The organism is Aeromonas sp. HMWF014, from assembly GCF_963878295.1.
Taxonomy (GTDB): Bacteria; Pseudomonadota; Gammaproteobacteria; order Enterobacterales; family Aeromonadaceae; genus Aeromonas; species Aeromonas popoffii.
In genome coordinates this window covers 1-10583 of sequence record NZ_CAWNYS010000261.1, presented here as the reverse complement: position 1 = coordinate 10583, position 10583 = coordinate 1, and the positions used below count along the sequence as shown (strand labels likewise).

Here is a 10583-nt window from a genome sequence, read left to right as displayed (position 1 = left end):
CAACTATGGTTTGACCTATATCGGGGTCAGCCCTTACTGGCAGTTCATCATCAAGGGCGGCATCATCATTCTGGCGGTCGCGCTGGACTCCATGAAGTACGCCAAGAAGAAATAACGATTGGCAGGGAGGGTTGGCATTGCCAGCCCTCTCTTCTAGAGGGGCCCATGCCATTCAAGGTCGAGATTGACCTCTTGCTGAGACTGGACACCATTGATGCCACGCGGCGCCGGCTCTGCCTACCTTTACTACCTCGACATGAGCGAATTCAAGAAGCTGCTGGAGAAGATGAGTGGTGAGGGGCGTTACTTTTCGCTGCTTGGCGTGGCGATAGTGGTGGCGGAGCCGTCCCATGGCAGTGGCGATCTCACTTGCCGTCTGACCGTGACCAGCTTGGCTTCAATGCAGCAGACCTATCACAGGCTGAGGGAAATCGTGGGGTCCTTCCGGCAGCAGTAACGGCATCTGGAGTTGGGGTCCAGATAAAAAAAGGCCAAAAAGATGGGGGCGACTTGCGTCGCCCCCGATAGTCTTATCGCTCATATCCTTGAACGAAGTTGCTCCCTGCAATCCCTGACTATACCTCTTCCTTTAGGTTTCCCCTTCCCAATCCTTTGGGGTGTCCTGTAGCCATCATGGCTTGACGAGTCGTCCGTTCCCGTCGCACTTTCTCCGTCCTGGGAGGTGTCCTTTACCACATCCTGTGGTGAGTCCATTTGCCCAACCCTGGCAGCCAGTCTTCCTGACCGACTTCATTGCGTCCGTGCATGAGTAACTATAAGGATTTCGCAGGGGACGACAACGGTAGCCTGAAAAACGTTTTTACGAATCTCGTTACTCAAGAAACTTGTTGCGTTTTTTGTCATTTAAAATCATATGGTTGAGTGTTTATAGTTCAGGTTAGTTGATCCCATCTTCCGACTATCTCGGGATTTTTTTAGGCGTTTTACTCACAGAATGGGTGGCTAATATCTCACGCGCGGTTTAACTCGGGTTCAAAAAGGGGGAAGAGGCAGATGGCTGGTTGCCGGAAAGGCAAGAATGACTACCAATATGGTGGGCCAGCAGCGCAGTGACGTTGCGGCTCGGCATCAGGTTCTTGAGCTGCTGGATCAGCATGTAGCCGATCATGCCCTGAGACTCTGCACCCAGCACATCCAGGGGATAGGGGGCGACTTTGGTATAAGTGCTGTTTTGCAGGGCCAGCAGGCCGACTTGCGGGCCATTATCGTGCACCAGAACCACGGCGATCTTGAGGGGGGAATTGACCATCTTGCAGGTGGTGATGCGATCTCGCATCTGTGGCCACTACCATGGTGGAGCGTTGTGCCCGGTTGCCCTCGCCGCCACAGTCGACGATGACGTAGTCATAGCGCTTCTTCAGGCTGAGCAAGTCGCTGCGAATATTGCCGTAGAGCTGAACGCCGTTTATCTGGGGCCGATCCGGGTTGTCGTTGCGCTCCTGGATCCAGTCCACTGTGGTGAGTTGTGGGTCACCATCAACCAACAGGATCATGACTATCTCCTATCCCTATGAATACAGCTGCCTTGAATATAGGAGGAGGGACGCATGACAAGCCAAGAGGAGGTGACCTCCTCCTGGGCTTTCATTTTCAGTGGTGTTGGCGGCCACCGTACCACTTGCACACGTACTCTGGGACCAGCATCTGGGGATCCTGGTCGACATGGCAGACCACCATGGGTATCGCGGGGGCGCCCGCAGCGCTGACCAGCGATGGGGTCATGGGCAAGGTCAGGGCGGCGAACAGAAACAGTGACTTGATCTTCATGGTTATCTCCTTGGTAACAGAACACGGTGTGATCTGGATCACTTTCTGAGTAAAGCCGAGCGGGCCTGCGACGCAAGGTGATGAAATAAATTCACCGAATGAAAAAAGTTTGAACAGAGAGGGTGGCAAGGGGGCTGAGAAATACATGACCAAGATGCGGGCTTTGTGCATATCCATATAACCGGCATGTTGTTGACAACGTCTGCCACGAGCCTGTGCTGGCGGGTTTGGCACAATGCCATGATCTGGGACAAGAAGCAGATTATTCAGCGCGCCGCTCACTTATGACTATTTATCTCGATGTTCATCCCGTAAAAATCAGTGAAAAATTCAGTTTCATGCATATTAAATTCAGGTGATGCATTTTTATTTTGTATCACATTGAAAATAATGGTTTTTTGTTTTTTGTTATATCCTTTGGCAGATATGAGAAATGAATGAAATAGGATGAAATTTGAAATTAAAGCATGGGTTTATGCGTGTTGATGCATGATGGCTGAATGAGAGATTGTCAGTTCTGTTACCCTCATCAAAGAATAAAACGTGATTTTATTCAGTTCAGAGTGAATGTGATCAATGTCTAAGTTTATCGTGATTGGCAGGTCTAACCTCGGTCTCGAAAGGCAAGGGCAGGATAGAACACAAGCTGAGTACCCTACATAAAGAATATCCCGCCTTAGCCACGAGCATGAATAGAAGGAATCTATTCAATCACTCGCAGGGACCATTGCTAGACGGAATATAATCATGAGCAAATTTTATGTAGGTTCTGAAGTTGGCCAATTGCGCCGTGTCATGTTGCACCGCCCCAACCTCAGTCTGAAGCGTCTGACCCCTTCCAACTGCCAGGACCTGCTGTTTGATGATGTCCTGTCGGTTGAACGCGCCGGTCAGGAGCACGACAAATTCGCTCAGGTACTGCGCGATCAGAATGTCGACGTTTTCCTGCTGACTAACCTGCTGGCCGAGACGCTGGATGTGCCGGAAGCCAAAACCTGGCTGCTGCAACATCAAGTGTCCGATTATCGCCTCGGCTCTTCCCTCGCCAACGACGTGCGCTGCTTCTTGGCGGACATGCCGCACCGCGAACTGGCGCGCATTCTCTCCGGTGGCCTGACCTACTCAGAGATGCCTTACAGCGGCGTCAACATGGTAGTGGGCATGCACGCCCCGACCGATTTCATCATAGAGCCGCTGCCCAACCACCTCTTTACCCGTGATACCTCCTGCTGGGTCTATGGTGGCGTCTCCATCAACCCCATGGCCAAGGCGGCCCGTCGTCGCGAAACCAACCATGTGAAGGCTATCTACCGCTGGCACCCGCAGTTTGCCGGTCAGGATTTCATCAAGTACTTCGGTGACGAGGATCGTGACTACGACAACTCCACCATCGAAGGGGGTGATGTACTGGTTATCGGCCGTGGGGCCGTGCTCATCGGCATGTCCGAGCGCACCACGCCGCAAGGGGTCGAGCACCTGGCTCGCAGCCTGTTCAAACACGGTCAGGCCAAACAGGTCATCGCCATGGAACTGCCGAAACACCGCAGCTGCATGCACCTGGATACCGTCATGACTCACATGGATATAGATACTTTCTCCGTCTATCCGGAAGTCATCCGCAAGGATGTGAATTGCTGGAGCCTGACTCCGGGTGGTGCCACCGGCATGAACATCAAGGAAGAGGGTTACTTCGTGACCGCCATCGAGAAGGCGCTGGGCGTGGATCAGCTCAAGCTCATCACCACAGGTGGTGACAGCTTCGAGGCCGAACGCGAACAGTGGAACGATGCCAACAACGTGCTGACAGTGCGTCCTGGCGTAGTCGTGGGTTATGAGCGTAACACCTATACCAACGAGAAATATGACAAGGCCGGTATCACAGTGCTCCCCATTCCGGGTGAAGAACTGGGTCGTGGCCGCGGCGGTGCCCGCTGCATGAGCTGCCCGATGGAACGTGACGGCATCTAACAAGACGGCGTGGCGCCGGCAGAGGCTGGCGCCACACATACCAAGACTCGAGATCAACACTCATGAAAAAACCAACTGTCGTCGTCGCCCTGGGTGGCAATGCTCTGCTTCGTCGTGGCGAGCCCCTTGAAGCGGATATCCAGCGCAAGAATATCGCCACCGCCGCCAAGACCATCGCTCTGATCGCTCAGGAGTACAACGTGGTGCTGGTGCACGGCAACGGCCCGCAAGTCGGCCTGCTGGCCCTGCAAAACAGCGCCTATACCAAGGTTGCCCCCTATCCTCTGGATGTGCTGGGTGCCGAGTCCCAGGGCATGATCGGCTACATGCTGATCCAGGAGCTCAAGAACCTGATGCCGAGCCGCAACGTCACCGCGCTGCTGACCCAGGTGCAGGTCGATCCCCAGGATCCGGCATTTGCCAATCCGACCAAGTTTATCGGACCCGTCTATGACGAAGCCGAAGCCCGCGCCCTTGCCGAAGAGAAGCACTGGGTGGTCAAGGCCGACGGCAAGTTCTTCCGCCGCGTGGTGCCGTCTCCGTTGCCCCAGCGCATCGTTGAAGGTGATGCCATCGAAACCCTGATAGCCCAGGGCCACCTCATCATCTGTACCGGTGGTGGTGGCATTCCTGTGACTTGGGATGGCCAGTGCCTGACCGGTATCGAAGCCGTCATCGACAAGGACATGTCTGCCGCCTACCTGGCCAAGCAGATCAAGGCCGATGCCCTGCTGATCCTGACCGATGCCGATGCTGTCTACCTGGATTGGGGCAAACCGACCCAGCACCCGCTGCGAGTCACCAGCCCGGCCGAACTGGCTGGCGTCAAGTTCGATGCCGGCTCCATGGGACCGAAAGTCGAAGCCTCCTGTGAATTCGTCAAGGCGACCGGTGGCATGGTCGGTATCGGTTCTCTGGAAGATGGTCTGGCCATCCTCAAAGGTGAGGCCGGCACCAATATCGTCGCTGTCCGCACCGTGAATGCCTAGTCAGCCACTGCCCGAATGGGGCCTGAACAACTTTGTATTGTGTATGCGTAGTCAATAACACTGCCCAAATTGGTCTGAACAAATATAGAGAGAACTCATCATGGCTTTTAATCTGCGTAACCGTAACTTCCTGAAACTGCTCGACTTCACCCCGCGCGAAATCCAATACATGATCGACTTGGCCATCGACCTGAAAAAAGCCAAATACGGTGGCTACGAGCGCAAGCACCTAAGCGGAAAGAATATCGCCCTGATCTTCGAGAAGACCTCCACCCGTACCCGTTGTGCGTTTGAAGTGGCGGCCTTCGACCAGGGTGCGCAAGTCTCCTATCTCGGCCCAAGCGGTTCCCAGATTGGTCACAAGGAGTCCATGAAGGACACTGCCCGGGTACTGGGGCGCATGTATGACGGCATCGAATACCGTGGCTACGGCCAGGAGATAGTCGAAGAGCTGGGCGCCCATGCCGGTGTGCCGGTCTGGAACGGCCTGACCAACGAATTCCACCCGACCCAGATCCTGGCCGACTTCATGACCATGCTGGAGCACGGCAAGGGCAAGCGTCTGGATCAAATCAAGTTCGCCTACCTGGGTGATGCCCGCAACAACATGGGCAACTCCCTGATGGTCGGCGCTGCCAAGATGGGCATGGACATCCGTCTGGTCGCTCCGAAAGCCTTCTGGCCGGAAGAGGATCTGGTTGCCAAGTGCCGCCTGATCGCCGAAGAGACCGGCGCACGCATCACCCTGACCGAGGATGTGAAAGAGGGTGTGCTGGGCACCGACTTCCTCTACACCGACGTCTGGGTCTCCATGGGTGAAGCGAAAGAAGCGTGGGATCAACGGGTGAAACTGATGACCCCGTATCAGATCAACATGGATGTCATCAACGCCACCAAGAACCCGGATGTGAAGTTCATGCACTGCCTGCCGGCGTTCCACAATGATGAGACCACCATGGGCAAGGAAGTGGCTGACAAGTATGGGATGAAAGGTCTGGAAGTGACCGAGGACGTGTTCGAATCCGAGCACAGCATCGTGTTTGACGAGGCCGAAAACCGGATGCACACCATCAAGGCAGTGATGGTTGCTACGCTGGGCGATTAAGGTCGCAGTAGTGGTGCCGGGGGGCAACCCCCGGCTTTTCGACCATGTGACGGCGGCATAATACCTCTAACCCTACAACCCGCAGCTTGCATGGATACCACACCACAGAAGGAAGCTGGACCATGACCAAATTCAAATTCCCATCAGCCTACACCATACTGTTTGTACTGATCGCCTTGGTGGCCGCCCTGAGCTGGGTAGTGCCAGCCGGCAAATATGACATGATCATGAATGAGGCCCTCGGCAAGGAAGTGCCGGTGACCGGAACCTACAAGCTGGTAGAGGCGAATCCCCAGGGGATAGTCGACGTGCTGCTGGCACCCATTGATGGTCTCTACAACCATGACACCTATCAGGCAGGTGCCATCGACGTCTCCCTGTTTATCCTGATCATCGGTGGTTTTCTTGGCATTGTGACCAAGACTGGCGCCATCGACGCCGGTATCGAGCGTGTGACCTACCGCCTGCGTGGCCGTGAAGAGTGGATGATCCCGATCCTGATGGCGCTGTTCGCTGCCGGGGGGACTATTTACGGCATGGCCGAAGAGTCGCTGCCCTTCTACACCCTGCTGGTGCCCGTGATGATGGCCGCCCGCTTCGACCCCGTGGTCGCCGCGGCGACCGTGTTGCTCGGCGCCGGTATCGGTACCCTGGGCTCCACCATCAACCCGTTTGCCACCGTGATCGCCGCCAACGCGGCCGGTATCTCCTTTACCGACGGTATCTGGTTGCGCATTGCCATGTTGGTGGCTGGCTGGTTGATCTGTGTTACTTACGTCATGCGTTACGCCAAGATGGTGCGCAACGATCCCAGCAAATCCCTGGTGGCTGACAAGTGGGAAGAGAACCGTGCCCACTTCCTCGGCAACAAGAGCGACCAGATGCTGGAGTTCACTCTGACTCGCAAGATAGTGCTGGGTATCTTCGTCGCCGCTTTCGCCGTGATGATCTACGGTGTGGCTGTGCTGGGCTGGTGGATGGCGCAGATCTCCGGCCTTTTCCTGGCTGCTGCCATCCTTGTCGGCGTCACCGCCCGCATGAGCGAAGAGGAGCTGACCACCAACTTCATTGACGGTGCTCGCGACCTGCTGGGTGTGGCCCTCATCATAGGTATCGCCCGCGGTATCGTGGTGGTGATGGACAACGGCATGATCACGCATACCATATTGCACAGTGCAGAAGGGATAGTGACCGGCCTCTCTACCGTGGTGTTCATCAACGTGATGTTCGTGCTGGAGCTGGTGCTCTCCTTCCTGGTGCCGTCTTCTTCCGGTCTGGCCGTGCTGACCATGCCGATCATGGCGCCGTTGGCCGACTTCGCCAACGTGGGCCGCGAGCTGGTGGTGACTGCTTACCAGTCTGCCTCCGGTCTGGTGAACCTGGTGACCCCGACCTCCGCCGTGGTCATGGGGGGGCTGGCCATCGCCAAGGTGCCCTATGTGCGCTGGCTGAAGTGGGTGGCACCGCTGCTCGGTATCCTGACCGTGCTGATCGTGGTCTGCCTTAGCCTGGGCGCCTTGCTCTCATAAGGAGTGCCCAGCAAGATGAAACGGGAGCCTGCGGGCTCCCGTTTTTTATGGCCAGGCACGGCGTCTTGCGCCACCTGCTCTACCCCTCTCATCCAGGATGGCACTACGTCAGGCAAGGAGGAACAGGCAAAGAGAGCAAGAAAAATAGAGCGTGCGGCAACAAAGAGGCGACCCAGGGGTCGCCTTGTGCATTCAGGGGCGGAACGTCAGCGGGCCTGCTCCAGGGTACGCACCACGGCCGCGTGGGCCAGGCGGGTGCGGCTGATATGGCGTGGCGCGACCAGTACCACGTCGTTGCCAGCGACGGCGCCCATGATCTCGGGATTGGCGTTGCGATCAAGCAGGCGGGCCACCACGGTCGCAGCGCCCGGGGTGGTGTGGACCAGCACCATCTGCTGGTTGTGCACCACGTCGCGCACCATGTCGTGGATGGAGCGGGTGCTGCCAGCAGGTTCCAGCTGATCGTCCACCAGGGTGTAGACCTTCTTGCCGTTGGCATTTTGCGCTTTGGCGACGCCGAGGCGGCGCAGCAGGCGGGAGATGGTGGACTGGCTGATGTCGGCAAAGCCGCGCTCTGACAACTCGCGGCGGATCTCTTCCTGGGTGCTGTAGCAGTGCTGACCGATGATCTGGCGACAGGCACCCAGCTGGGCCAGGTCGGGCTCTTGTTCAACGGGACGACTGAGGATTTTGACCACGGCGATTTCCTTTGACTGTGACCGAAGGCTATCGCTCGAAATCTGCCATCAGTGCCTTTTAATAGATAAAAGTTCTGATAGAAAGGAGCGGGACAGGGAATGAGCGATGTTTAGCCTTTATAGAATGGTAAATTATAGCTAAACGGAGAATCCGTGATGTGACAGGGGTCAAAAATGGGCCCAACAGGGCCCATTCAGATATCAGTAACGTTCGCTGACAATATCCTGGGTGAAGGACTTCTCGCAGTATTTGCACTTCATGCGCACCACACCTTTCACCTCCCTAACCCGGAAGTAGCTGTCTACCGGCTCGTTGTGGGAGATGCAGTTGGAGTTGGGGCAGTGGAACACGCCCGTGATGAACTCCGGCAGTTCCAGCTGATGCTTCTTCACCACGGCGAAGTCTTCGATGATGTTGACGGTTGCCTTGGGGGCGAACAGGGCCAGCTGGTTGGCCTGCTCTGCGGTCAGGCGGGTGTTCTCTATCTTGATGAGATCCTTCTTGCCCAGCGCGCCGGATTTCAGGTTGAAACCGACGGTGATCCGCTCCTGGGTCTCGATCAGCTGGAACAGCTTGAGGATCTTGATGCCCTGGCCGGCGGGGACGTGGTCGATGACGGAGCCGTGACGGATGGCTTCGACTTGCAGTTGATTCTTCTCGGACATGGTGTTCCCCTTTTCCCTTAGACGGTTTCGTTCAGTACCAGAGCCAGCAGTGCCTGGCGTGCGTAGACCCCGTTTTCCGCTTGCTGGAAGTAGTAAGCATGGGGAGTCTTGTCGACCGCCACATCAATCTCGTCGACGCGGGGCAGGGGGTGCAGGATCTTCATGGTGGGTTTGGCCCCTTCCAGGGTGGCCAGCTCCAGCACAAACTTGGCGGCCATGTGCTTGTACTCGGTCTCGTCGAAGCGCTCTTTCTGGACCCGGGTCATGTAGAGGATGTCGAGCTCCGGCATCACCTCTTCCATGGTCTCGTGCACGCTGAACCGTATGCCCTTCTCTTCCAGCTCTTCGCAGATGTAGTCCGGCATCGCCAGCGCCTCCGGGGAGATGAAGAAGAAGCGGCAGTTGAACAGGCTGAGGGCCTGGGCCAGGGAGTGGACGGTGCGACCGTACTTGAGGTCGCCGACGAAGGCCACGTTGAGGCCATCGAGCTTGCCTTGCGTCTCATGAATGGAGAAGAGATCGAGCAGGGTCTGGGTCGGATGCTGGTTGGAACCGTCACCGCCGTTGATGACCGGCACGCGGGAGAACTCGGAGGCCAGACGGGCGGCACCTTCTTTCGGGTGGCGCATCACCACGGCATCCGAGTAGGAGCCGATGATCTTGATGGAGTCGGCCAGGGTCTCGCCTTTCTTGGCGCTGGTGTTGCCACCGTCGGCGAAGCCGATGATGTTGCCACCCAGACGCTGAACCGCGGTCTCGAAGGAGAGGCGGGTGCGGGTGGACGCTTCGAAGAAGCAGCTGGCAACCAGCTTGTCTTTCAACAGGCGGGTGTCGGGCTCGGCCTTCAACCGCTGTGCGGTTGCGACCACCAGTTCCATGTCGGACCGGGTCAGGTCCGAAATGGAGATGACATGTTTCTTATAGAGTGGATTGGTCATCGTCTGCATTCCCTTTGACATCAATGAAGGTTTTTCGGGCACAAAAAAAAGCCCCTGAAACAGGGGCTTTTTTTAAAAATAATTGGGGGTCTGTGGGTCGGGAACTGGAAACAACGGGGCTGCTCTGGTGCGCTCCACCCGTCTGCAAGGCTGTTTTCTGAATCAAAAACTGCATCGTTTCGTCTCGACCTTTTTCAAAACCGGACAGATTATAGAGTCGTATTTTGAATTGTCAAAAATTTATTTCAAAGGCAAGATTTGCGCGGAAAAACGTTTAAGCGTCGTGAACGGGTCGGCAAACCCACACGCTGTGCTCCATTTGCAGGGGCAGGGCATCGTCGGCCATGCAGCGCAGATAGGCGAGTCTGTGGTGTCCTTCCAGCAGGCAATAGGGTTGCGGTAGCAGCTGTCCGTCCGGATAACGGCTATCCGGCGCGGTGGCCAGCACTATGATGGGTTCGGACCAGGTGCCCTGGGTCAGCATGTATTCGCCGATCCAGGAGCGGCGTACGTAACGGTTGTGGCGCAGCATCTCGCCCCAGCGGTCGATCACCTCCATGTGACGCGATCCTGTCTGGGCTAGGATGCGGCTGGTGGGCCACTGTTCGCACTCGAACCGGTGACGGGCGAGGTCGAGAAAGCTCCAGTTAGACTCAAATCCGCGCCAATGGCGATAAATCCACTGGGAAAGCACGTTGTGGGGAATGAAGGGCACACGCGGCGCGACCCGGTCGAGATAGTCGGGCAGGTGCTCAGTCTTGCGTTCATCCCTGAAGTTGAGCGGTGCCAGTTGTTGGAGCAATCGGTAATTGAGCATGAGTCGCCTCCCGGAGCCAGACTTAACCCTACCCCCATTTATGTGGCTTTCCTACCCTGACAAGGCTGTAAATACAGCAAGTTAC

General features: G+C 56.5%; 10 protein-coding genes and 3 pseudogenes. 6 read left to right on the top strand and 7 right to left on the bottom strand.

Annotated elements, in window-relative coordinates:
* A pseudogene (gene mglC / locus AAC083_RS10600) lies at positions 1-115 on the top strand (galactose/methyl galactoside ABC transporter permease MglC); the annotation flags it as partial.
* Between the two features lie 99 nt (positions 116-214).
* Positions 215-457: a hypothetical protein gene (locus AAC083_RS10595; RefSeq protein ID WP_146181649.1), complete on the top strand. Its 243-nt coding sequence runs from the start codon at positions 215-217 to the stop codon at positions 455-457.
* Between the two features lie 603 nt (positions 458-1060).
* On the opposite strand, the pseudogene AAC083_RS10590 reads toward AAC083_RS10595, so the two are convergent.
* The 3 genes and pseudogenes from AAC083_RS10590 to AAC083_RS10580 all read right to left on the bottom strand — a co-directional run.
* Positions 1061-1243, bottom strand: a pseudogene (locus AAC083_RS10590) (carbamate kinase); the annotation flags it as partial.
* Positions 1235-1511: pseudogene (locus tag AAC083_RS10585) on the bottom strand (chromosome partitioning protein ParA); the annotation flags it as partial. The pseudogenes AAC083_RS10585 and AAC083_RS10590, both read right to left, overlap by 9 nt.
* 100 nt (positions 1512-1611) lie before the next feature.
* Positions 1612-1788 (bottom strand): hypothetical protein, encoded by a 177-nt coding sequence (locus tag AAC083_RS10580; protein WP_181364713.1) that lies wholly within the window; start codon positions 1786-1788, stop codon positions 1612-1614.
* A 747-nt stretch (positions 1789-2535) separates the two neighbouring features.
* Here AAC083_RS10580 and arcA point away from each other — a divergent pair.
* From arcA to AAC083_RS10560, 4 genes are all read left to right on the top strand, one after another.
* A complete protein-coding gene (arcA, locus tag AAC083_RS10575; protein ID WP_042035951.1) occupies positions 2536-3756 on the top strand; it encodes an arginine deiminase in 1221 nt (406 codons plus the stop codon).
* A gap of 62 nt (positions 3757-3818) precedes the next feature.
* Entirely contained in the window at positions 3819-4745 is a 927-nt protein-coding gene (arcC, locus tag AAC083_RS10570) for a carbamate kinase (RefSeq protein WP_108536560.1), read from the top strand.
* Positions 4746-4845: 100 nt separating this feature from the next.
* Complete coding sequence (gene argF / locus AAC083_RS10565) at positions 4846-5850, top strand: ornithine carbamoyltransferase (protein WP_042035954.1); 1005 nt, start codon at positions 4846-4848, stop codon at positions 5848-5850.
* A gap of 122 nt (positions 5851-5972) precedes the next feature.
* Entirely contained in the window at positions 5973-7379 is a 1407-nt protein-coding gene (locus AAC083_RS10560; RefSeq protein WP_042035955.1) for a YfcC family protein, read from the top strand.
* A 206-nt stretch (positions 7380-7585) separates the two neighbouring features.
* Here the strand turns inward: AAC083_RS10560 and AAC083_RS10555 are convergent, their stop codons facing one another.
* The 4 genes from AAC083_RS10555 to AAC083_RS10540 form a co-directional block, all read right to left on the bottom strand.
* Entirely contained in the window at positions 7586-8077 is a 492-nt protein-coding gene (locus AAC083_RS10555; protein ID WP_181364712.1) for an arginine repressor, read from the bottom strand.
* A gap of 201 nt (positions 8078-8278) precedes the next feature.
* Positions 8279-8743 (bottom strand): aspartate carbamoyltransferase regulatory subunit, encoded by a 465-nt coding sequence (gene pyrI, locus AAC083_RS10550; protein WP_005318436.1) that lies wholly within the window; start codon positions 8741-8743, stop codon positions 8279-8281.
* 17 nt (positions 8744-8760) lie between these two features.
* Positions 8761-9681 (bottom strand): aspartate carbamoyltransferase, encoded by a 921-nt coding sequence (gene pyrB, locus AAC083_RS10545; protein WP_042035958.1) that lies wholly within the window; start codon positions 9679-9681, stop codon positions 8761-8763.
* A 274-nt stretch (positions 9682-9955) separates the two neighbouring features.
* Positions 9956-10498: a hypothetical protein gene (locus AAC083_RS10540; RefSeq protein WP_108536557.1), complete on the bottom strand. Its 543-nt coding sequence runs from the start codon at positions 10496-10498 to the stop codon at positions 9956-9958.
* Positions 10499-10583 lie beyond the last annotated feature (85 nt).

What these genes read in the sequence shown, in the direction of transcription:
- AAC083_RS10540 (WP_108536557.1), bottom strand. Translation starts at nt 10,498, where the DNA reads ATGCTCAATTACCGATTGCTCCAACAACTGGCACCGCTCAACTTCAGG.
- AAC083_RS10580 (WP_181364713.1), bottom strand. Translation starts at nt 1,788, where the DNA reads ATGAAGATCAAGTCACTGTTTCTGTTCGCCGCCCTGACCTTGCCCATG.
- arcA (WP_042035951.1), top strand. Translation starts at nt 2,536, where the DNA reads ATGAGCAAATTTTATGTAGGTTCTGAAGTTGGCCAATTGCGCCGTGTC.
- argF (WP_042035954.1), top strand. Translation starts at nt 4,846, where the DNA reads ATGGCTTTTAATCTGCGTAACCGTAACTTCCTGAAACTGCTCGACTTC.
- pyrB (WP_042035958.1), bottom strand. Translation starts at nt 9,681, where the DNA reads ATGACCAATCCACTCTATAAGAAACATGTCATCTCCATTTCGGACCTG.
- AAC083_RS10560 (WP_042035955.1), top strand. Translation starts at nt 5,973, where the DNA reads ATGACCAAATTCAAATTCCCATCAGCCTACACCATACTGTTTGTACTG.
- arcC (WP_108536560.1), top strand. Translation starts at nt 3,819, where the DNA reads ATGAAAAAACCAACTGTCGTCGTCGCCCTGGGTGGCAATGCTCTGCTT.
- AAC083_RS10595 (WP_146181649.1), top strand. Translation starts at nt 215, where the DNA reads ATGCCACGCGGCGCCGGCTCTGCCTACCTTTACTACCTCGACATGAGC.
- pyrI (WP_005318436.1), bottom strand. Translation starts at nt 8,743, where the DNA reads ATGTCCGAGAAGAATCAACTGCAAGTCGAAGCCATCCGTCACGGCTCC.